General features: G+C 62.1%; 17 protein-coding genes and 3 pseudogenes. 12 read left to right on the forward strand and 8 right to left on the reverse strand.

Annotated elements, in window-relative coordinates:
• Positions 1-53: 53 nt before the first annotated feature.
• Genes CIT31_RS00830 through CIT31_RS00845 form a run of 4 tightly spaced genes read left to right on the forward strand, consistent with a single transcriptional unit; the run spans position 54 to position 4724 of the window.
• Positions 54-845, forward strand: a complete 792-nt coding sequence (locus CIT31_RS00830) for an ABC transporter ATP-binding protein (RefSeq protein ID WP_091600476.1) — start codon at positions 54-56, stop codon at positions 843-845.
• Positions 842-2089: an SfnB family sulfur acquisition oxidoreductase gene (locus CIT31_RS00835; protein ID WP_095517101.1), complete on the forward strand. Its 1248-nt coding sequence runs from the start codon at positions 842-844 to the stop codon at positions 2087-2089. The genes CIT31_RS00830 and CIT31_RS00835 overlap by 4 nt, the downstream gene beginning before the upstream one ends.
• 32 nt (positions 2090-2121) lie before the next feature.
• A complete protein-coding gene (ssuD, locus tag CIT31_RS00840) occupies positions 2122-3297 on the forward strand; it encodes an FMNH2-dependent alkanesulfonate monooxygenase (protein WP_095517102.1) in 1176 nt (391 codons plus the stop codon).
• A complete protein-coding gene (locus CIT31_RS00845) occupies positions 3294-4724 on the forward strand; it encodes an FAD/NAD(P)-binding protein (RefSeq protein WP_091600474.1) in 1431 nt (476 codons plus the stop codon). The genes ssuD and CIT31_RS00845 overlap by 4 nt, the downstream gene beginning before the upstream one ends.
• Before the next feature lie 444 nt (positions 4725-5168).
• Here the strand turns inward: CIT31_RS00845 and CIT31_RS00850 are convergent, their stop codons facing one another.
• Both CIT31_RS00850 and CIT31_RS00855 read right to left on the reverse strand, forming a co-directional pair.
• Positions 5169-6227 carry a class I SAM-dependent methyltransferase gene (locus tag CIT31_RS00850; RefSeq protein WP_095517103.1) on the reverse strand — a complete coding sequence of 353 codons (1059 nt, stop codon included), beginning with the start codon at positions 6225-6227 and terminating at the stop codon, positions 5169-5171.
• A 57-nt stretch (positions 6228-6284) separates the two neighbouring features.
• Positions 6285-6511: pseudogene (locus CIT31_RS00855) on the reverse strand (insulinase family protein); the annotation flags it as partial.
• Between the two features lie 1059 nt (positions 6512-7570).
• Here CIT31_RS00855 and CIT31_RS34760 point away from each other — a divergent pair.
• Positions 7571-7942 carry an extracellular solute-binding protein gene (locus CIT31_RS34760; RefSeq protein ID WP_245316071.1) on the forward strand — a complete coding sequence of 124 codons (372 nt, stop codon included), beginning with the start codon at positions 7571-7573 and terminating at the stop codon, positions 7940-7942.
• Between the two features lie 263 nt (positions 7943-8205).
• Positions 8206-8457: pseudogene (locus CIT31_RS34765) on the forward strand (DUF459 domain-containing protein); the annotation flags it as partial.
• Between the two features lie 69 nt (positions 8458-8526).
• Here the strand turns inward: CIT31_RS34765 and CIT31_RS00870 are convergent.
• The 5 genes and pseudogenes from CIT31_RS00870 to CIT31_RS00890 all read right to left on the reverse strand — a co-directional run bounded on the left by CIT31_RS00870 (position 8527) and on the right by CIT31_RS00890 (position 17145).
• On the reverse strand, positions 8527-9981 hold the full coding sequence (locus CIT31_RS00870; protein ID WP_095517104.1) for a glutamate synthase subunit beta: 1455 nt from the start codon (positions 9979-9981) through the stop codon (positions 8527-8529).
• Between the two features lie 144 nt (positions 9982-10125).
• Entirely contained in the window at positions 10126-14856 is a 4731-nt protein-coding gene (gltB, locus tag CIT31_RS00875) for a glutamate synthase large subunit (RefSeq protein ID WP_095517105.1), read from the reverse strand.
• 345 nt (positions 14857-15201) lie between these two features.
• The gene (locus CIT31_RS00880; protein WP_095517106.1) at positions 15202-16314 is read right to left on the reverse strand and encodes a TlpA disulfide reductase family protein; all 1113 of its coding nucleotides are present in this window, start codon (positions 16312-16314) and stop codon (positions 15202-15204) included.
• 290 nt (positions 16315-16604) lie between these two features.
• Positions 16605-16879 (reverse strand): annotated as a pseudogene (locus CIT31_RS00885) (pyridoxal-phosphate dependent enzyme); the annotation flags it as partial.
• Positions 16880-16887: 8 nt separating this feature from the next.
• Positions 16888-17145: a hypothetical protein gene (locus CIT31_RS00890; RefSeq protein WP_091600625.1), complete on the reverse strand. Its 258-nt coding sequence runs from the start codon at positions 17143-17145 to the stop codon at positions 16888-16890.
• A gap of 611 nt (positions 17146-17756) precedes the next feature.
• Here CIT31_RS00890 and CIT31_RS00895 point away from each other — a divergent pair.
• Together CIT31_RS00895 and CIT31_RS00905 are read left to right on the forward strand one after the other, a co-directional pair.
• Positions 17757-18686, forward strand: a complete 930-nt coding sequence (locus CIT31_RS00895; RefSeq protein ID WP_091600626.1) for a TauD/TfdA dioxygenase family protein — start codon at positions 17757-17759, stop codon at positions 18684-18686.
• Positions 18687-19293: 607 nt separating this feature from the next.
• On the forward strand, positions 19294-19716 hold the full coding sequence (locus CIT31_RS00905) for a hypothetical protein (RefSeq protein WP_133116100.1): 423 nt from the start codon (positions 19294-19296) through the stop codon (positions 19714-19716).
• Positions 19717-19868: 152 nt separating this feature from the next.
• Here the strand turns inward: CIT31_RS00905 and CIT31_RS34040 are convergent, their stop codons facing one another.
• On the reverse strand, positions 19869-20057 hold the full coding sequence (locus CIT31_RS34040) for a hypothetical protein (protein WP_158302651.1): 189 nt from the start codon (positions 20055-20057) through the stop codon (positions 19869-19871).
• A 482-nt stretch (positions 20058-20539) separates the two neighbouring features.
• Here CIT31_RS34040 and CIT31_RS34770 point away from each other — a divergent pair, with 482 nt between their 5' ends.
• From CIT31_RS34770 to CIT31_RS34785, 4 genes are all read left to right on the forward strand, one after another.
• Entirely contained in the window at positions 20540-20827 is a 288-nt protein-coding gene (locus CIT31_RS34770) for a multicopper oxidase domain-containing protein (protein WP_236473615.1), read from the forward strand.
• A 260-nt stretch (positions 20828-21087) separates the two neighbouring features.
• Positions 21088-21384 (forward strand): hypothetical protein, encoded by a 297-nt coding sequence (locus tag CIT31_RS34775; RefSeq protein ID WP_236473614.1) that lies wholly within the window; start codon positions 21088-21090, stop codon positions 21382-21384.
• Between the two features lie 9 nt (positions 21385-21393).
• Entirely contained in the window at positions 21394-21936 is a 543-nt protein-coding gene (locus CIT31_RS34780) for a multicopper oxidase domain-containing protein (protein ID WP_236473613.1), read from the forward strand.
• Positions 21933-22157 (forward strand): DUF411 domain-containing protein, encoded by a 225-nt coding sequence (locus tag CIT31_RS34785; protein ID WP_236372580.1) that lies wholly within the window; start codon positions 21933-21935, stop codon positions 22155-22157. Before CIT31_RS34780 ends, CIT31_RS34785 begins: the two co-directional genes overlap by 4 nt.
• The last annotated feature ends 30 nt before the right edge of the window (positions 22158-22187 follow it).

Here is a 22187-nt window from a genome sequence, read left to right on the forward strand (position 1 = left end):
CGGCCGACAAATCTGGCCGGCCGCGCCATCCACCTTCCCGAGCGGAGTCATCGATGTCCATCCCGGAATACCCGATACTGTCAGTTAGCAGCGTGGAGGCTGTTTACAACGGCGCCATCGCCGCCCTACACGGCGTCGACTTGTTGGTTGGCAGGGGCGAGATCGTCGCGCTGCTCGGCTCCAACGGTGCCGGCAAGACGACACTGCTGCGCGCCGTATCCAATCTCCTTCCGGCTGAGCGCGGCGCCATTACCGCCGGTCGGATCACCTTCGGTGGCGAGGATGTTTCAAGGGCAAGCCCCTCGCACCTAGTCCGCAGCGGCCTTGTCCAAGTCCTCGAGGGCCGGCATTGCTTCCGCTCGCTGACGGTCGAAGAGAACCTCTTCACCGGCGCGCTCGGACGCTCGTCCTCTCGCACGGGCGTCAAGGCGGACCTCGATCGTGTCTATTCACTTTTCCCAAGGCTCGCCGAGAAGCGGCGAACCCGGTCCGGCCTCACTTCCGGGGGCGAGCAGCAGATGACGGCTATCGGCCGGGGTCTGATGTCGCGGCCGAAACTCTTTGTTCTGGACGAGCCGTCGATGGGGCTGGCACCGCTGATCGTCGACGAGATCTTCAGCGCCCTGAAACGGCTCAACCGCGACGAAGGCCTTTCGATCCTCGTTGCCGAACAGAATTCGGCGGTCGCGCTGAAATACGCCGACCGCGCCACCGTGCTCGAGAACGGCGTCAGCGTGCTGGAAGGATCGGCTGCCGACTTGCGCCAGCGCACCGATATCAAAACCTACTACCTCGGCGGCGCGCCGCTTCCACCGCAACATTTTCCCAAGGAGACAGCAGCATGACCATCCAATCCAGGCAGGCGTCGGATAGCCGCAGTGCCGTCCCGCCGGTCGAACGACCCTCTGCCAAGGCGCATGTGATCAAGGCCGATGCCGAGGCAATCGCTGTCGCCGAAAAACTCGCCGCCGAATTCGCCAGGGATGCCTCCAAGCGGGATCGTGAACGCATCTGGCCGAAGGAAGAGCTCGATGCGTTTTCGCAGAGCGGCCTGTGGTCGATCAACGTGCCGAAAGCCTATGGCGGGCCGGAGCTCTCCTATGTGACCCTGTCGAAGGTGATCACCATCATCTCGGCGGCCGATCCGTCGCTCGGCCAGATTCCGCAGAACCATCTTGGCGTCGTCGCCGCTATCCGCACCGTCTCCGACGAGGCGCAGAAGAAGCTGCTTTTCGCTGAGGTGCTGTCCGGCACGCGCTTCGGCAACGCGTTCTCCGAGTTCGGCTCCAAGCGCGCGGCCGACTTCGAGACAAAGTTCGTCGACGCCGGCGACCATGTCGTGGTCAACGGCCAGAAATTCTATTCGAGCGGTGCTCTGCTTGCCCATCTGGTTCCGATCGTGGCGCTCGATGACGAGGGGCGCGCCTGGTATGCCATCGCCGATCGCGGCGCGCCCGGACTGACGGTGATCGACGACTGGTCGAGCTTCGGACAGAAGACGACTTTGTCCGGTACGGTCCTGCTCGACAATGTCAAGGTGCCCAAAACGCATCTTGTCCCCGGCTACAAGGGCTATGACAGGCCGACGGCCGACGGCGCCATCTTCCAGATCATCCAGGCCGCGGTCGATCTCGGCATCGCCAAGGCGGCGATCGACGAGACTGTCGGCTTCGTGCGCACCAAGTCGCGCGCCTGGATCGACAGCGGCGTCGATCATGCCTGGCAGGATCCTTATACGATCCAGGCGATTGGCGACCTTCGCCTGCGGGCCAACGCGGCAGAGGCGGTTCTGGAAAGGGCCGGGCTTGCGGTCGATCGCGCCGTGGCCGACCCGAACGAGAAGACCGTCGCGGAAGCGCAGATCGCGGTTGCCGAATCCAAGATCCTCACGACAGAGATCGCCATCATTGCCACGAACAAGCTGTTCGAGCTCGCCGGCACACGCTCGACGCTGGCCGAGCACAATCTCGACCGGCACTGGCGCAACGCCCGCACCCACACGCTGCACGATCCGGTGCGCTGGAAATACGCGATCCTCGGCAACTACTACCTCAACGACGTAAATCCGCCGCTCCATGCCTGGAGCTGAGCGAAGCGCCTCCAAATCACAGAGGACCATTCATGAGCATTGCCACTCCCGACAGGATCAAGGTCCTGTGGTTTCTGCCGACTCATGGCGACAGCCGCTATCTCGGCACCTCAGAGGGGGGCAGGGCGGTCGACTTGCCCTATCTCACCCAAGTCGCGAAAGCCGCCGATGCCATCGGCTACTATGGCGCGCTGCTGCCGACAGGACGCAGTTGCGAAGATAGCTGGGTCGTGGCGTCGGCGCTGGCACCGCTGACGCAGCGGCTTCGCTTCCTTGTCGCCGTCCGGCCGGGCCTGCAATCGCCGACGCTAGCCGCGCGCATGACCTCGACGCTCGACCGCATTTCCGGCGGACGCCTGCTCATCAACGTCGTCACCGGCGGGGATCCGGTCGAGAACAAGGGCGACGGCATCTTCCTCAGCCATGACGAGCGCTATGAGGTGACGCGGGAATTCCTCGACATCTACAAGGCGGTGCTTCGCGGCGAGACCGTAGCGTTCGCAGGCAAGCACTTCCGTATCGAGGACGGTCGCCTACTGTTTCCGCCCGTGCAGACGCCACATCCGCCGCTCTATTTCGGCGGCTCGTCCGATGCCGCTAACGCGGTCGCCGCCGAACAGATCGACAAATATTTGACCTGGGGCGAACCGCCGGCGGACGTCGCGGCAAAGATTGCCCATGTGCGCGGTCTTGCCGAGAAAGCCGGGCGCCAGGTGACCTTCGGCATCCGGCTGCATGTCATCGTCCGCGAGACCAATCATGAGGCCTGGGCCGATGCCGACCGCCTGATCAGCCGCCTGGACGACAACACGATAACCGAGGCGCAGAAGGTTTTCGCGCGCATGGATTCCGTCGGCCAGTCGCGCATGAGCCGGCTTCATGGCGGCCGCCGCGACAAACTCGAAATCAGTCCGAACCTGTGGGCTGGCGTTGGCCTGGTGCGCGGCGGCGCCGGCACCGCCCTGGTCGGCGATGCGGCGACAGTTGCGGAACGGATCGACGGATACCGGCGCATTGGCATCGATAGCTTTATCCTGTCCGGCTATCCGCATCTGGAGGAGGCCTATCGGTTCGGCGAACTCGTGTTGCCGTTGTTGCCGCTCGATCATGAAATCTCGACGCGCCCGACGGCAGTGAACATGGGACCGTTCGGCGAAACGGTGGCCGGCGACCATCGGCCTTCGGCACTGCGCGCGAGTCAGTCTTGAGCGCCAGAGACTTGGGCAGGGGACCGGTCGTAGCCATCATCGGTGGCGGCTTTTCCGGTGCGGCGACCGCGTTTCATCTTGCGCGGCTGCTGCCCGCCGGTGCTGCCGATATCGTGGTCGTCGAGCCCAGAGAGGGGCTCGGCTATGGTCTGGCCTACTCGACGGCCGATCCTTCACACCGCATCAATGTGCCGGCGTCGAGAATGACGCTGATCTCCGGCCAGGACAGCCACTTTGCCGATTGGCTGGAGCAGACCGGCGCGATTCTCGACGATGCCGAGGCTATTGCCGCAAATGGAGCACTCTACCCACAACGACGCGTTTTCGGGCGCTACGTGGAATCTTATCTCCAACCCTTTCTGTTCGGCAAAGTGATCCGTCATGTCAGGTCCGCCGTCGCGTCAGTCGAGCTCAGTGGCCAGGGCTACATCCTGATTCTCGCTGATGGAAGGACGCTCGCAGCCGACGCCCTAGTGATTGCGGCGACGCATCCGCCACCGGCCTTGCCATCGGCCCTGCGGTCTGTGGCTGCTGCAGCCCGGCTGGTGGCCAATCCCTATGATCTCGGAGGGCTGCAAGCGATCGGCCGCGACGACCAAGTGCTCGTAGTCGGCACTGGATTGACGTCGGCGGATATCATTGCCACGCTGGACCGCAATGGGCATCGTAGCCGCATCGTCGCGCTGTCACGTCATGGTTATCGTTCGCGCAGCCACGCGGTGCTCCCGGGCGACCCGATTGGTGATTTCATCAGTCTGCCTTCACGCAGCGCAACAGTGATGCTCAGACGCATCCGGGCCACGATCCTAGATGCCAAGCGTCGGGGCGAAGACTGGCACCCGGTGCTCGATGCCGTCCGACGTCAGGGACAAATCATCTGGCAGGCCCTGCCGCTCGACGAGCAACGCCGCCTCGTGCGCCATTTGCGCACGCTGTGGGATGTGCATCGCTTCCGCATCGCGCCACAGGTCGCGGACGTGCTCGATCGCCGCGTTGCCGAAGGCATGCTCGCCTATCGCGCCGCATCGATCGTCGGCGCCGAGCAGGTCGACGGGCGCATTCGGGTCACGCTGCGGCCAAGGCGCCAACCCACTCAGACAACCGAGACGTTCGACAGGGTGGTCGTCACGACCGGGCCGGCGCATGCCGATATTTTCCGGACCAACACAGCAATTGCCGATCTCGGGCGAATGGGACTGGTCCGGCTAGACCCGATTGGCCTTGGCCTGGCGACCGACAGCCAAGGCCGTGCGGTCAGCACTTCCGGCCGACCGACCGACAGCATTTTCGTCAGCGGGCCGCTGGCGCGCGGCAGCGTTGGCGAATTGATGGGAATTCCCGAAGTCACCGCGCATGCCGAGCGTATAGCCGCTGAAATCCACCAATGGCTTGGATACCAAACGGCGTTGCGTCGTAAGGCGTCGTGAAGCTGCAAACACGATGAGGCTATCCAGATGACACTCACCGAGCGCATTGCGAAGGTGGAAAGCCCATTCGTGTCGTAAATAGGCCACTGGTCGCGTGCCGCTCCTGGCGCTTTTCGCAGATCCGCTCGACCTCGGAGGTGCCGATCTCCATGCCCAGACTTCGCCGGCGTCCACCGCTTTGATGACGATCCGAGACGATCAGCCCACCGCGGCGGGTCGAGAAAGCACTGGGCGGGAAGACGCCTACAGCGAGGCTGCTCGCCTTGTGGCCGTAGAGAGGGAAAGAATCTGCCGCCGGACATCGACTTCAGTGGTCTAGAGAAGGCGGCTCGGCAGCGACCTCTGCGTGAACCCAGACGCCTTGAAAATTTGCCCGATGCGTCCGGATGCTTGGCGGTGATCTTCATCAAATGCGATGAGCTGCAATTTCTGGCGACGGCCACGCTAAGGGCGGGCCTCCAGCACCATGTTGAACGGTGTCTCCGCGGCGCGACGCAATCGCTTGAAGCCGCCGCCGGTCACCACCTTGCGCAGCCTCGCCTCACCGGCCTGGGCTCCAAGCGCGAGCCCGACTTCCTGCGACACGGACGCGGGCGTGCACACGAACGTGGAAGCGGCATAGTAAACGCGTCCGACGGGATTGAGGTTCGCCGCCAGATGATCATGCGCGAACGGCTCGACGATCATCCACGTGCCATCCGGCTTGAGCGATCCGTGGACATGGGTGGCGGCGCCCGTCGGGTCGCCCATGTCGTGAAGGCAATCGAAGAATGTGACGAGGTCATAGGTTCCGGGATAGCTCTTGGCGGCCGCGACGTCGAACCGCGTGTTGACGCCGACGCCGGCTACCTCGGCCGCCTTGCGGGCGCGCTCAATCGAAGGGGCATGATAGTCGAAGCCGACGAAGCGCGAATTGGGGAAGGCCTGTGCCATGAGCACGGTCGATGCACCATGACCGCATCCAACATCCGCGACGTCCACGCCGCGTTCGAGCTTCTCGACGACGCCCTCCAAGGCCGGCAGCCAGGAGTCGATCAGATTGGCATTGTAGCCTGGACGGAAGAACCGTTCCGTACCGCGAAACAGACACGCGCTATGATCGTGCCACCCGACGCCCTTGCCGGACTGGAATGCCTGCCTCACCTTTTCTTCATCGAGCCACAGCGCGGACAGGAACTCGAATGCGCCTGCCATGAAGGCCGGGCTGTCTTCATCGGCGAACACCAGCTCTTGCTCGGCGTTGAGATAGAATTTGTCGCTCGCTTCATCGTAGTCGACGTAGCCCGCCGCCGCCTGCCCGGAAAGCCATTCCCTTACGAGGCGTTCCTGGGTGCCGGTGCGTGTCGAAAGTTCGGCGGCCGTCATCTTGCCGCCTTCGCGCAATGCCTTGAACAGGCCGAGTCTGTCCCCCAGCAGGACTCCCGCGCCCGTTGCGATCGCACCGAGATCGCCGACCATTTTCCCCAAGAATGCGTCCAACTTTTCCTGATTCGGTTCAGACATCGGAATCTCCCTTTGGGTTCAATCTCTCCAGGCGACGGAGCCGTGCTCGTCATGAGGCGCCTTGAGCATCAGATGCTCGAAGACATGCGATGCCGGATTTCCCCGGCGGCTCATCCGCGCTGCCGATCCTGCACCAGACCATATGAGTGACGACCGGCGCGGTGGTCGGGAATGACAGCCACCTCCATGCCCTTGAAAAGCAGGAAATCCGTCACTTTGCCCTCGTCGGTAACCGGCGGAGCCGGAGTGGTCGTCACCAGGGCAAGCCCTGTCGCAGCAGGTATCCTAGGGCAGCCCGTCAAAACATCGATGACTCCGGTTGTGGTGCCGGGGCGGGCGATCAGGGGCCAAGTGATTGTTCCGCGGCGGCTGTATGTTTTGGTAAGGTGATCATGCGAATTCTTGTTGGTCGGTCACGTGTTTGCGGATGACCCGCATGTACTGTGCCAAATGAGAAAACCATTCAAACGCAATACAGTAGATCTGACTGTATCCGACATTGTCGGAATTTGGACATCGCCGAACGCGAAGCGCTCGGGGCTTGTGACGATACTTGAGCGTGCTGCTTCGGAGGAGGGATGCGCCTCGAACCGGCCGCGAGGCCTTTTTCTGGCAACGGATTCCGGCCGGGTTAGGCCGCGAGGAAAGCGACGGTGAATAAGAGGTAGAGGACCAACCGTTTTGAGCGGGTAGTTGCCGTGTTGCGCCCCCAGGCAAAGGCCAGCACCACGGAGCAGTATTTCTGGTGGCGATACTACAACGCCTTTAAGTGCCGGTTACCCGTTTTTACCCAGTTGGCCTGGTGCATTCAGAGCGAGGTGGTTGGAAACCGCTTATTGTGGCTATGGGCGAACTCGGGATGGAGGAGTGGACCCAAAAATTGGCAAAATGCCCCAGGGAGGATTACATGGGTCGCTCATTCCCCGTACTCGTTACAGGTGCGCGTCGCTACGCAAACAGCTTGCTTTTACTTGGCGTTTTTTGCCGTCTCGGCATCGCTCACTAATTCGGCCGCTGCCGATACCGTGAACTGGCGTCAATTCGAAGGGACCAGCATAACTTGGGCCTACGACATCCACCCCTATGCGGATGCTCTCGCTGCGCAACTTCCGGAGTTCGAGAAGCTGACCCGGCATCAAGGTCACGCCGGAACTCTACCGAGACGATTCTTACTGGAACAAGATGACGATCCAACTGACGACGAAGTCGCCAGCATGGGATGTGTTCGGCACTGGCATTCAGCCCGCGTGGGACCTCGCTCCGAGTGGCGCCCTGGAGCCGCTGGACAAATACCTGAGCGATCCGAAGCTTACCGATGCTGGATACGACTACATTACGTGGACATGATCAAGAAGTGCGCGGCTCCTTCCTTCGCCAATGATAACTGGTACCAGGTCGTGGACGGCATCTCGTCCGGCCGCACCGCGATGACGATCGACTCAAATATGTTCGGCTTCTGGAACGATGTTGCGGGGAAGCCTGCATCCGGCAAGATCGCCTTCGCTCCGCCGCTGCACGCACCGAGCGCCACGAGCTTGGATTCTGACATCTGGATCTGGGCTCTCGCCATGAACGCGGCTTCCGAAAAGAAGGGCACGGCCTGGCTGTTCATCCCGTGGGCCACCTCCAAGCAGGTGGCGCTCAAGGGTGCCCTTGCCGGCCAGCTACGTCAATCCGCCGCGCACGTCGACCTGGCAGGACGACACCTGGACTAAGTACGCCCGCGCTGATCACTGAACGTGTTTGAGTAGCCCCCCATTTCCGTAAGAAGTCCTCGTCATGAGAAAACCCTCCCTGATGCCGCCCGCACCGAGGAGGCCTTTACGAAAATGCCAGTCGGATTGTGGATCGCGTTGAAGAAGACTTCACTCGAATGCGCGTCTAGATCGTCATAGGTGAGCCGCGAGACCAGTGACGTACCTTTATGATTGTAAAGGTCCTTCGATGCTTGCCGGTACTGGGCCAGTAGCGTAGTCCACCCTCGAACGAAAAGACTGAGGCCGCCGCCCCGGCTACCGACGCCGACTCGCAATCACCGGCACTCGACGGCGGTTCGGAACTTCTCGGTGCCGCAGCGCCGGCCAAGCCGGACGGGCCCGGTGAAAAATTCGTCGTCGAGGGCAAGGCGCCCGCTGCTTCGCCCGGCCGCGCCGACGATTTTTCTTGGCCGCCAAGGCGGCAGCCTGCGGCCGCGGCCACAACCGAAACGACCACGGCGATCAGTCCGTAACCTGCCCGGGGCAGCGGAAGGGCGGAAAGCGCCTTCCGATGGCCGCGCAAGTAGGGTCTCGAGACAGACTCAGCGCGGCAGCACGCTCGATCCCATCAGCGCCTCGTCGATCGAACGCGCTGCCTGACGGCCCTCGCGGATCGCCCAGACGACCAGCGATTGACCGCGGCGCACATCGCCCGCCGCATAGAGCTTTTCGACGCTGGTCTTGTAGTCGCGATCATTGGCCTCGACGTTGTTCGAGCGGCGGCTGTCGATGGCGATCTTCATCTGGCCAGTCAGTTCCGACACCGGCCCGACCGCGGCCGGCCCGGCAAAGCCGATAGCGATGAAGGCCAGATCCGCGCGGATGACGAATTCCGTGCCGGCGATCGGCTTGCGCTTTTCATCGACCTCGCAGCATTTGACGCCGGTCAACGCGCCGTCCTCGCCGATGAATTCGAGCGTCGCCACCTGGAACTCGCGCTCGGCGCCTTCCGCCTGCGAGGACGAGGTGCGCATCTTCGTCGCCCAGTAGGGCCAGACCGAAAGCTTGTCCTCCTTTTCCGGCGGCTGCGGCCGGATGTCGAGCTGGGTGACACGTACGGCGCCCTGGCGGAAGGCGGTGCCGACGCAGTCGGAGGCGGTGTCGCCGCCGCCGACGACGACGACATGCTGGCCGCCGGCGACGATCGGCGGCGACGGCCACGCCACCGATTGGATCGACTCGCCGCCCATGCGCTTGTTCTGCTGCACCAGGTAAGGCATCGCGTCATGCACGCCGTCGAGATCGTCGCCGGGAATGTTGGCCGGGCGCGGCGTTTCCGAACCGCCGCAATAGAGCACCGCATCATATTCGGCGAGCAACTCCGCCACCGGCTTGTCGACGCCGACATTGATCCCGCAATGGAAGCTCACGCCCTCGCCTTGCATCTGCTCGATACGCCGGTCGATATAGTGCTTCTCGATCTTGAAGTCGGGGATGCCGTAGCGCATCAGCCCGCCCGGCCGGCTCTCGCGTTCATAGACGTGAACGTCGTGGCCGGCGCGGCCAAGCTGCTGGGCGGCCGCCATGCCGGCCGGCCCCGAGCCAATGATTGCGACGCGCCTGCCGGTCTTCCTTTCCGGCGGATAGGGTCGGATATGACCGGTTTCATAGGCCTTGTCGGCGATCGCCTGCTCGATCGTCTTGATGGCGACCGGAATATCCTCGAGGTTCAGCGTGCAGGCTTCCTCGCAAGGTGCCGGACAGATGCGGCCGGTGAATTCCGGGAAATTATTGGTCGAATGCAGGTTGCGGATCGCATTGTCCCAGTCGCCATTGTAGACGAGGTCGTTCCAGTCCGGGATTTGGTTGTGGACGGGGCAGCCGGTCGGCCCGTGACAGTACGGAATGCCGCAATCCATGCAGCGCGCGGCCTGTTTCTCGACCTCCTTGTCCGACATCGGCAGCGTGAACTCGCGAAAATGCCGGATGCGGTCGGAAGCCGGCTGGTACTTGTGCACCTGCCGGTCGATCTCGAGAAACCCTGTTACCTTGCCCATAGTCCAGTCCCTGCTGTCCAGATGGCGCGCTCGACGACGCACCCGTTAACCTCATAAGGCAGCCATGGCAACCTTCAGTCCGAGGCCAGGATTGTTGATGAAGGCATCGACCGGGAAGCTTTGCTTCCCGGCAAATCCCAAAGCCTATTCCGCCGCAACGCCCATGCGCATGCGTTCCATTTCGATCAGCGCGCGGCGGTATTCGACCGGCATGATCTTCCGGAATTTCGGCCGGAAAGTCGCCCAGTTGTCGAGGATCTCGCGGCCGCGCACCGAACCCGTGTAATGGACGTGGTTCGAGATCAGCTGATAGAGCCGCTCCTCATCATGGCTGGTCATGTCGCCGGACACGTCGACGCGGCCTTTGTGATCGAGGTCGCCGCCATGATGGAGCAGTTTCTCCATCAGGTCGTCTTCTTCGGGAACGGGTTCCAGTTCGACCATCGCCATGTTGCAGCGCTCGGCGAAATCACCCACCTCGTCGAGCACATAGGCGACGCCGCCCGACATGCCGGCGGCGAAGTTGCGGCCGGTCTGGCCGATGACGACGACAATGCCGCCGGTCATGTACTCGCAGCCATGGTCGCCAACGCCTTCGACGACGGCGGCGACGCCCGAATTGCGAACCGCAAAACGCTCGCCGGCGACGCCGCAGAAATAGGCCTCGCCCTCGGTCGCGCCGTAGAGCACCGTGTTGCCGACGATGATCGACTCCGCGGCGACGATCTTCGTGTTCTCAGGCGGGCGAATGACGATGCGTCCGCCCGACAGGCCCTTGCCGACGTAGTCGTTGGCGGCACCGACCAGCTCGAACGAAACCCCACGCGCTAGGAAGGCGCCGAAGGACTGGCCGGCGGTGCCGGTGAGCTTGACCGAGATCGTGTCCTCGCGCAGGCCCTTGTGCCTGAAGCGCTTTGCCACTTCGCCCGACAGCATGGCGCCGGTCGAACGGTCGACATTGCGGATCGGCAGCTCGATGCTGACCGGCTGCCTGGCTTCGAGCGCCGGCTTGGCCAACTCGATCAGCTTGCGGTCGAGCACGTCGTCGATCGGATGCTTCTGCCGCTCGGTCCAGTGCACCGCCTCATGCGGGGCATCCGGCTTGAAGAACATCTTGCTGAAATCGAGCCCGCGCGCCTTCCAGTGCTGGATCAGCGCCCGCTTCTCCAGGAGTTCGGTGTCGCCGATGATCTGGTCGAGATGGGTGTAGCCCATCTCGGCGAGCAGCGCCCGGACCTCTTCCGCCACATAGAAGAAGAAGTTGATGACGTGTTCCGGCGTGCCCTTGAAGCGCTTGCGCAACACCGGATCCTGCGTCGCGACGCCGACCGGGCAGGTGTTGAGATGGCACTTGCGCATCATGATGCAGCCGGCCGCGATCAGCGGCGCGGTCGAGAAGCCGAATTCGTCGGCGCCAAGCAGCGCGCCGATGACAACGTCGCGCCCGGTGCGCAGGCCGCCATCGACCTGCAGCGCGACGCGCGACCTGAGGCCGTTGAGCACCAGCGTCTGGCGCGTCTCGGCAAGGCCCATTTCCCACGGGCTGCCGGCGTGCTTGAGCGAGGTCAGCGGCGATGCGCCGGTGCCGCCGTCATAGCCGGAAATGGTGATGTGATCGGCGCGCGCCTTGGCGACGCCGGCCGCAACCGTGCCGACACCGACTTCGGAGACCAGCTTGACCGAGACATCAGCCGCCGGATTGACGTTCTTGAGGTCGTAGATGAGCTGCGCCAGATCCTCGATCGAGTAGATGTCGTGATGCGGCGGCGGCGAGATCAGGCCGACACCGGGCGTCGAATGCCTGACCTTGGCAATGGTGGCATCGACCTTGTGACCGGGCAACTGACCGCCCTCGCCGGGCTTCGCCCCTTGCGCCACCTTGATCTGCATCACATCGGAGTTCACCAGATACTCCGCCGTCACGCCGAAACGCCCGGAAGCGACCTGCTTGATCGCCGAACGCTCGGGGTTCTTGCCGCCGTCCGGCAGCGGCAGGTAACGGTCGGCCTCTTCGCCGCCCTCGCCGGTGTTAGACTTGCCGCCGATGGCGTTCATGGCGCGCGCCAGCGTGGTGTGCGCTTCCCTGGAGATCGAGCCGAAGGACATCGCTCCGGTCGAGAACCGTTTGACGATATCGGCCGCCGACATGACCTCGTCGAGCGCGACCTTCTTGCGTCCGGTTTCTTCGGCCAGTCTGATCTTGAACAGACCGCGAATGCTCTGCGCCCGCGCCGTCTCGCTGTCGATCTGAGCGGAATAGTCCTTGAACGTCTGCCACGATCCCTGGCGCACGGCGTGCTGCAGGGTGGCCACCGCATCGGGCGACCAGATATGCGCTTCGCCGCGCATGCGGAACATATATTCGCCGCCGACCTCGAGGCTGTTGCGCAGCACCGGGTCGTTGCCGAAGCCGTCGGCGTGGCGGCTGACCGTTTCGGCCGCGATCTCTTCCAGCCCGACGCCTTCGATCAGCGTCGCGGTGCCGGTGAAATATTTTTGCACGAAGTCGGTCTTCAGCCCGATGGCGTCGAAGATCTGCGCGCCGCAATAGGACTGGTAGGTCGAGATGCCCATCTTCGACATCACCTTGAGAATGCCCTTGCCGATCGACTTGATGTAGCGGGAGACGACCTCATTGGCGTCGACTTCGGCCGGCAGCTCGCCGCGCTTGTGCATGTCGAGCAGCGTGTCGAAGGCGAGATAGGGATTGATCGCCTCGGCGCCATAGCCCGCAAGGCAGCAGAAATGATGCACCTCGCGCGGTTCGCCGGACTCGACGACCAGCCCCACCGACGTGCGCAATCCCTTGCGGATCAAATGATGGTGGACCGCCGCCGTCGCCAGCAATGCCGGGATGGCGATGCGGTCCGGCCCGAGCTGACGGTCGGACAGGATGATGATGTTGTAGCCGCCGGCGACCGCCGCCTCGGCGCGCTCACACAGCCGGTCGATGGCGCCCTGCATGCCGGCCGCGCCTTCGTTCGAAGCATAGGTGATGTCGATCGTCTTGGTGTCGAAACGGTCCTCGGTGTGACCGATGGAGCGGATCTTCTCAAGATCGCCATTGGTCAGGATCGGCTGGCGCACTTCGAGCCGCTTGCGACGCGAATTGCCGACGAGGTCGAAGATGTTAGGCCTCGGCCCGATGAACGACACCAGGCTCATCACCAGTTCCTCGCGGATCGGGTCGATCGGCGGGTTGGTGACCTGGGCGAAGTTCTGCTTGAAATAGGTGTAGAGCAGCTTCGATCTGTCCGACATCGCCGAAATCGGCGTGTCGGTGCCCATCGAGCCGACCGCTTCCTGGCCGGTGGTCGCCATCGGCGACATCAACAGCTTGGTGTCTTCCTGGGTAAAGCCGAACGCCTGCTGGCGATCGAGCAGGCTGACGTCCCTGCGCAGCGCCCGCGGCTCGACCGGCTTCAGGTCTTCGAGGATGAGCTGGGTGTTGGCGAGCCAGCTCTTGTAGGGATGCCTGGTCGCGATCTCCGACTTGATCTCCTCGTCGGAAACGATGCGACCCTTCTCCAGGTCGATCAGCAGCATGCGGCCGGGCTGCAGCCGCCACTTCTTGACGATCCTTTCCTCCGGCACCGGCAGCACGCCGGCTTCCGAGGCCATGATGACGCGATCGTCGTCGGTGACGATGTAGCGCGCCGGGCGCAGCCCGTTGCGGTCGAGCGTGGCGCCGATCTGGCGGCCGTCGGTGAAGGCCACCGCCGCCGGCCCGTCCCACGGCTCCATCAGGGCGGCGTGGTATTCATAAAAGGCCTTGCGATCTTGATCCATCAGCTTGTTGCCGGCCCAGGCCTCAGGGATCAGCATCATCATTGCGTGAGCGAGCGAGTAGCCGCCCTGCGTCAGGAATTCGAGCGCATTGTCGAAACAGGCGGTGTCCGACTGCCCCTCATAGGAGATCGGCCACAGCTTGGAGATGTCGTTGCCGAACAGTTCGGAATCGACCGAGGCCTGCCGCGCCGCCATCCAGTTGACGTTGCCGCGCAGCGTGTTGATCTCGCCATTGTGGGCGACCATGCGATAGGGATGCGCCAGCTTCCACGACGGGAAGGTGTTGGTCGAGAAACGCTGGTGGACGAGGATCAGCGCCGTCTCGAAACGCGGATCGGTCAGATCCTTGTAATAGGCGCCGACCTGATAGGCCAGGAACATGCCCTTGTAGACGATGGTCCGCGATGACATCGACACGACGTAGAAGCCATTGTCGACGCCCTTGGTCTCTTCGTGGATACGACCGGAAATGACCTTGCGCAGGATGTAGAGCCGCCGTTCGTAATCGTCGTCGCTCTCGATCTCGGCGCCACGACCCAAAAACACCTGCCGCTGGACCGGTTCTGAAGCAGCGATATCAGGCGCCTTTGACAGCGATGAATTGTCGACCGGCACGTCGCGAAAGCCGAGCAGCGGCTGGCCTTCGAGCTGCGCGACCTCGGCGATGATGCCTTCGATATGCGCCTGAAGCTCAGGATCGCGCGGCATGAACACATGGCCGACGGCGTAATGGCCGGGCTTGGGCAGTTTGACGCCCTGGCTGGCCATCTCCTCGCGGAAGAAGCGGTCGGGAAGCTGCACCAGCACGCCCGCGCCGTCGCCCATCAGCGGGTCGGCGCCGACGGCGCCGCGATGCGTCAGATTTTCGAGCACCGCCAGGCCGTCCGTGACGATTTGATGCGACTTCACGCCCTTCATATTGACGATGAAGCCGACGCCGCAGGCATCGTGCTCGTTGCGCGGATCGTAGAGGCCGTGGGCGGCGAACCCGGTGCTGGTTCGCCAAATATTGGTCAGGGACGGATTTTTGACGGCTGCCGCTTTCGTCTGCGCGGCCTTCCTCGCAGATGGCGTCATGTCCGTCATCGTCCTGTCCTCCGTTCTTGCCTGGCGCAGAGACAGGCGGTCGGCTGCGTCCCCCGTCTTCCCCGCCTGTGGGCGCAGGTGGATCGGTGGGCAGCGCCGAGCTTCATGTTGCCAGCCTTACTCCAGTGCCATCTTTGACGGGTCCGGGAGACCCTTAGCGGCAGTATTGGTGAGTTGATCAGGCACGTCTTCTCCTTGCTCGATCACGTGTTTGCGGATAACGGCGAGGCTGGGCTGGACGCCTGGGCCGGCCTATTTGTACAACCACGTCAGGGAAATGGACGAATTGGCCAGTAAGCCATTCGACTATCGCCCCTCTTTGGTTTCCTCCTTGGCCGCCCCCCTTCACCTTTTGGGAAAATCCTCTTGCGGAGCCACACAGAGAGCGCCGTAACAAACCTTCTCACCCTTGTAGTTGGCCAGAGCCTGCAGCAACTCGGGTAGAAGGTGCTGTTTCAGGTCGTCCGAGACAGGCTCCGGACCCTCCAGCGCTTTCAGTGTCTGCTCGAGCAACTCGATGGCGCGATCTTTGTTGCCGCTCTCATGATAGTACTGAGCGACCACCGGATAAGACAGGAACTTAGAGCCGCCGTCTTGCGGCAGTGCCACGATGTGTTTGGACAGCTCTTCGCCCATCGCGAAGCGCTCAGCAGACGGAAAGCCGGAATAATCAAAGCCCGGCGCGAAGAGTTGGTATAGCGCCCAATACATCCATCCCTCGGACTTTCTGTCGATCGCGTCGCGAACGAATTGGCGCATTACGGGCAAGCCGGCCTGCATGTCGCGCATTCTGTGAAGCAACAGATCGACATGACTCACGCGGAAGTTGAGTTTGTCCGGTATCAAGGCGATGCCTTCTTCAATCGCCGAGAGCGCCGTCTTCCAATCCTCGGCCTCCATTGCCGGCCGAAGTTTGTCGTATATGGGCTTGGTCAGCGCTTGTTCGCGCGCTATGGTTTCGCCTTCCGCAATCCGCTCCGTATCGGCGGATTTTGCCTGATCGCTGGTGCGCCAGCTGCCGTTAAGCACCTTCGGCAAAACCTCATCGAGTTGCGTCGGATGACCGATAAAGGCGATGTGGCCGTCTCGGTCGACCACGAACGAGGTCGGGACCCCGTAAGAAAAGCTGGGCTCCATCCAAAGCTTGTCCATTTCGCCTGTGGAGTCGAATGCGATCCGATAGTTCAGATTCGGGAATTTTTCGGTCAACCAAGCGTCCAACGTGCTTCGGGCCTCGTCGGCCGTTGGAGCGTCTTCAGAAGCCGCGACTCCGACGATCTCAACGCCGTTGTCCTTGTATTTCTCCTGCAGCTGGATCAGATGGGGCATCCCGTCCACACATGGGCCGCACCAAGTTGCCCAAAATTCGACTATGCACACTTTGCCGGGCTCAAAGCTGGTGAGGGGCTCGCCACGCAGCCAGTTCTCGACTTTAATCGAAGGAGCCGGGGACTCCATCTGCAATACCACGTTGCGGTCCAAAGCTATTTCCAAAGGTTTCTGCACGAGCTGGTTTCCTCTCAGAGACGGCACACGGGTTCAGGGAGGAGCGGATCGCTCGTCTTGCCCCATTGAGTGCAGTCACAGTCACTCAGTCTCAAAAGCCATGCCAACGCGCTCAGCGCGCAGTTAGCGCCCATTGCTTCGAAAAACCTCGACAGTGCCCAGATGTTGGTTGTAATGAACCTGACATTTGTCTGACGCTGTCAGCTTTTGGACACGCGATCACGCGCTTCGTGCCGCCAGAAGGCCAGGCCGAGCCCTGTGTTGCCAGCGGTCGCTTCGATGATTGTACCGCCCGCGCGAGCTGGCCACGCTGTTCGGCATTAACGATCATCGACAACGCAATGCGATCCTTGATCGATCCGCCGGGATTCTGGCTTTCGAGCTTGACGAAGAGACGACACCTGCCGGTATCGAAGCTCTTCAGTTCGACGACCGGCGTCTCCCCAATCAGATCGAGCACTGACGCAAATGGCGGACGCAGGCGAGAGGACGCCTTTGTCGACGGTCGGCGGAACATCTCGAGGCTCATGCGGCTGCGGTCTCCAGAATGTCGGCATAGTGCCGTTGCGCAGCATCGGGATGCGAGCGCAGTCGGCTCTTCAGCAGTTGCGGAACAGTGGATTGTCGGGGTCGCTGGCGGGGCACCCGCTTCGGCAGCCGTTCAGGCGGCAGGTCAAGAAACCGTATGTCGGCATCAAGCCGCGCGCCGAAGAAGAAGGGAATCGAAACAGTGCCCTTCGAAAGACCCAGGGCAACGGAAATCATTGCATCGGGCGAGTTCATGCGCCTGAAGCAGCGCTGCCTGCAACTGCTTCATAGCGACAGGCGGGCGAGACTCTAGCGAGGCTTTCGCCGCTTGGTTGATTGAGGCTCTCGACGAAGCCACCAAGATTCGGCGGCCGATAATAGCTTGCTGCTCATTGGGACGTCGACCAACGCCGGGATTGAGAAAGGCAACCCTGCCCCACAAGGCGGGTGTCACACGTGCGGTGCGTCCGCTCGTCACGCCGGATGGTTTTTGAGACCTGGGTTCACGGCTAATCAGATGCACCCCTGTCGTCGTTTCGGTGCAGGCCGCCAGGGGGACGTGTTGCAGCAGCTTGCAATTAGTTTCGCCACTACGGGGCGTGCGAGCACGGGGCTGCACAATGAGATCATATGCCGGCGTGGGGACCAAGGTGTGGCGCAGCCTTAGAGAACTCAACACCGAGACCGGAGCAACGGAGACTGCTCTTTCGTCGAGCCAGTTTAAATTAGAACATTCTTTCTATAGTTTACGTCAATTATCCTGTTCGATAGCTCTGTCGACTAGCGATGAGACTTTTCAACGCAGCGCGGACATCCGCTGGCCGGATGTGACTTGCTATCCCTTTCAAGATCAAACAGGAGAACCCATGAGCAATCCAGTCCTTGTCAACCGGACCATTCTTGACTCCGACGTTGTACCGCTGACCAGCCGTGTCGGAGCTGAAATCAGAGGCGTTCGCCTTGGCGGAGACCTTTCGGACGCAGCGATAGCAGCCATCAACCAGCTTCTTCTAAAACACAAGGTGATCTTCTTCCGCGGCCAGGAGCACCTCGACGATGCGGAGCAGGAATTGTTCGCGCGGCGTCTGGGTAACCTTGTACCTCATCCCACGCAGGGGCCGGCAGCCGGCACGGCCTCAATCCTCAATCTCGATTCCGGCCGTGGCGGTGGCAGGGCAGACCAGTGGCATACCGATGTGACTTTCGTCGATGCCTATCCGAAATTCTCGGTCCTACGTGGCGTCGTCATTCCGGCGGCGGGGGGCGACACGATCTGGTCCAACACGCACGCCGCGTACGAGAATCTGCCGGCGCCGCTCAAAATATTGGCGGACAATCTGTGGGCTATTCATAGCAATGCCTACGACTACGCAGCCGTGCGCCCGCGCGCCACAGCCGAAGAGAAGAGGCACTTCGAGGAAGTCTTCACATCGACGATCTACGAGACCGAGCATCCGGTCGTGCGCGTCCATCCCGAAACCGGGGAGAAGTCGCTGCTGCTCGGCAATTTCGTGCAGCGCCTCGTCGGCCTTTCCAAGAGCGATTCCGCCAAACTCTACGAGGTGTTCCAGTCCTACGTCACTGCCCCGGAAAATACCGTGCGGTGGCGCTGGCAAGTAAGCGACGTCGCTATCTGGGACAACCGTGCTACCCAGCATTATGCGGTCAACGACTATGGCGACCAGCACCGGGTTGTGCGTCGCGCTACGGTTGACGGTGACGTTCCGATCGGCGTCGACGGTCGCCGCAGTATAACCCGTGTCAAGGCAGCCAAGCCGGCGGCGAAGGCAGCCTGACCGTCTGAACAGGGTAAAGATGAAAACTTCGTATCGCCGCGGCCATATCGCGCTGCTTAACCGCCCCACAAAGCCTTATGATTTCCGAGAAGCAAGGCGAGTTGCGGGCTCGAGGCTTGGCCCGAAATCGAGGTCCTGCAGCGTGGCGCATGGCTCGAGTCGCTGCTCGTGGCCCCGCTGCAGCGGTACAGGTCCCCCACCGCCCCCACCATCTCGCCCGCCCTGCACCTCGGATAGCGATCATTCACCGTTTGTTCATTATGATAGCGCACGATCATAACTGGACATGCTGGTAGCTCGTACATGCCTGAAGGCCCTGCGCGCCGACCCAGCGCCGGGGCCTTTTTACTTCCGCAAAATCGATTCCAGCAACGCGGGCACTTCGCAGGATGTCGCAATCCCGCGCTTGCGATGATACGCCGTACAGCGAATTGCGCGAGTCAAACGAATTTGGGTTTCTCAAATATAGAATCGTCGATACCGATCCTGATGGATCGAGCCTCGACGACGAAGTCAACCATCTTCAAACGGAATTATTCAACATTGCCGAGAGCTCCCGGTGTGCCGTCGAAGCCGACATTCGGGAGGTCAGCGGTCACCAACGATCATGGTGATCGCCAGCATCTTTCGTATTCACATGACCGTCGGCCTGGTACTTTCCCGAGGCCATGACATGAGTGGGTCTTCCAAGCACCGATTTGGCCCGGTAGGATTTGCAGGGGGCGCGGACAAGCGGATGAACAAACGGAATGATGCTGGAAAACTGCGCGCCTGCTGGGATTTAGCCGACCTGGCTCAGGAACATGGCTTGTCGACAACGAGGGTGCGCCAAATCATCGAGAAGGCCGATCGGCTCGTGGGCGGCGGCATTCAGACCAAGACTGAAACGTCCAACGCCTCGCCTCGATCCGATTTCATGGTCGACTATCCCTATGTGTGCAAATTGGCCGAGAAGCACCGGCTGGGTAGCGTCACGCCGCATCATTCTTTGCGGAGCTGGAGCGCGCGGGATCGCTGGAGCGGCTGGTGAAAGCGGTTGCCGGGGCGCACGCCAACAACAACACGTGAGCTGGCGCCTCGTGTGGCAAAAGGAGAGGGCGAGAGCCCATGGCCTGCAATGAAGCGATCAAGCATTGCGATCGTGGAACCAAGCTGCCCAGTCGACCATCCGGACCGCGGCCTTCAATGCCAGCTCGCCTTGGAATCGGCCTTCCAGGAATTGGCTGAGCGCGCAGCGGAATCCGGCTGGACCGAGGAGATAGCCACGCGCTCCTCGAACTCGCCGGCGCGCGCCTCAGGAGCGACTCCGCCAATGACGAGACTGAGAGGACGATTAATCGTGCCAGGGCAACGAGAGAGCGGCAGGTTCAAGAAGCTTCGCCTGACCCGATAGGAACGTCGCTGCGCCAATAAAATTGGCGGTGAAGGCTGACCGCGGCCGAGTCGGGCAAGCGAGCGAAGTGCTGAAATAAGGGCGTGAGAATCCAAGACATCGTTTGTAGAGAGCATCGAGCTTCGCGAGATTGTGGTACAGGATCGACCGCAGGTGTTCTCGGAGCGCTCGCAGAACCCGGGATTCTTCCGCGGCACCCGCCAAGGCGAAGAACGGTCAGAGTTGCACGATAACGCTTAAAAGCGAGCCTTCCTCCGAAAGTCTGCGCGCGCAGTTCCACGGTCCGATACGCTTTCATAGCTATTCCAATCGCCGCGCCCATTCTCTCCCGGATCAGGTCCAGCGGGTCTGCAGTGCATGCGCCCCCAAAGTGGACGCCATTGGGCCGGGTGAACCGGGCTCGATTGCGCGCCGAAGGCCCGTTCCAGGCCCGGAAATCCGGGTCCGTCAGGGCGAGCGCGTGCGGGTCGAGGTAGAGAACGGCCTTGCCGAGAAAACGACCGTGCACTGGCATCGCGTGCGTGTGCCACATGCCATGGATGGCGTGCCTCACCTCACGCAGAAGCCGATTGGAGCGGGCGAGCGCTTCGTCTACGAGTTCGACGCCGTCGACGTCGGCATCTGCTGGTATCACCCGCACCAGCGGAGCTTCGAACAGGTCGGGCGCGGACTTTATGGTCCGCTGATCATCGAGGAACCGAAGGCGGTGCGGGCCGATCGCGAGGTGACCTGGATGCTCGGTGACTGAGGGCTGACGAAATCTGGCGCAATCAGCGAGGATTTCGGCAACCGGCACGACATTCACCACAATGGCCGCGTCGGCAACACGGTTACCATCAATGGCCGCGTGCCGGATACCTTTGCGGTCAGAAAGGGCGAGCGCATCCGGCTGCGGCTGATCAACGCCGCCAATGCACGCATCTTCAGTCCCGACTTCACGGGTTTTCAGGCCGGCCGTCATCGCGCTCGACGGCCAGCCGGTGACGCCACACGCGCCGGAGGCGGGTGGTGCTGGGTCCCGCAATGCGCACCGATCTGATCCTCGACATGACGGGCAAGCCGGGCAGCCGGCTTTCGATCTTCGACCAGTTCTACGAGGGGCTGGAATATGAGCTCGTCGATCTTGTTTATTCCGACACTCCGCTTAGGGCACGTGTGCCTGATTGGCCGCTGACCCTGCCGACCATTCCGCTGCCGGAGCCGGACCTCGATACAGCGTCCCGCAACGAAGTCGTCTTCACCGGCGGCATGATGGGCGAGATGGTGGCGCAGGACATGGGTGAAAGCATGGGTCCGGGCGCATGATGCAGGACGATGAATTCCGGCACCGCCTGGTTCATCAACGGCGTCGCCGCCGACGAGGCCAATCACGACATGAAGCCGGGGCTGACGCTCTTGCGGAATAAGAGCCACGTCATCGCCACGACCAACGCAACCGCGTGGCATGATCCGATCCATCTGCACGGCCATTCCTTCCGGGTGATTTCCCGCAACGGCCAGCCCACCCCACGTCGCGAATGGCAGGACACGGCGCTGGTTTCGCCGCGCGAGAAGGTCGAGATCGCCTTCGTCGCCGACAATCCCGGCAATTGGATGTTCCACTGCCACGTTCTCGAACACCAGGCGGCCGGTCGCCTGACCAGTCCACAAGCCGAAGGAGAAGCAAAAATGTCCAATACCCTGATAGCTCTTGTCCTCGCCTCGATCCTGTCAGGCGCCGCTCCGGCGTTCGCCGGCGAAAGGACGTCACGCTCTACAAGAACCCGCAATGCGGCTGCTGCGAAGGTTATGCCGGCTATTTGCAGGAAACGGCTTCGCTGTCACCGTCAAGGCCGACGCACGACCTTTTCGCCATGAGCCGCGAAGAGGGCATTCCGCCGGAAGCCGATGGCTGCCTTCTCTCGTTCATCGACGGCTATGTGGTGAGCGGCCATGTGCCGGTCGGCACGGTCAACAAGCTCTTGACCGAGCGGCCCGACATCAAAGGGCATGACGCTGCCCGGCATGCCGATGGGCTCCCCCGGCATGAGTGGCACGAAGGAAGCGCCCTTCGAGATTCTCGAAATCCGGAAGTCTGACGGGACCGGCGGCGTCTACGCCACGGAATA

It is taken from the genome of Mesorhizobium wenxiniae (genome assembly GCF_002284535.1).
Classification (GTDB): domain Bacteria; phylum Pseudomonadota; class Alphaproteobacteria; order Rhizobiales; family Rhizobiaceae; genus Mesorhizobium; species Mesorhizobium wenxiniae.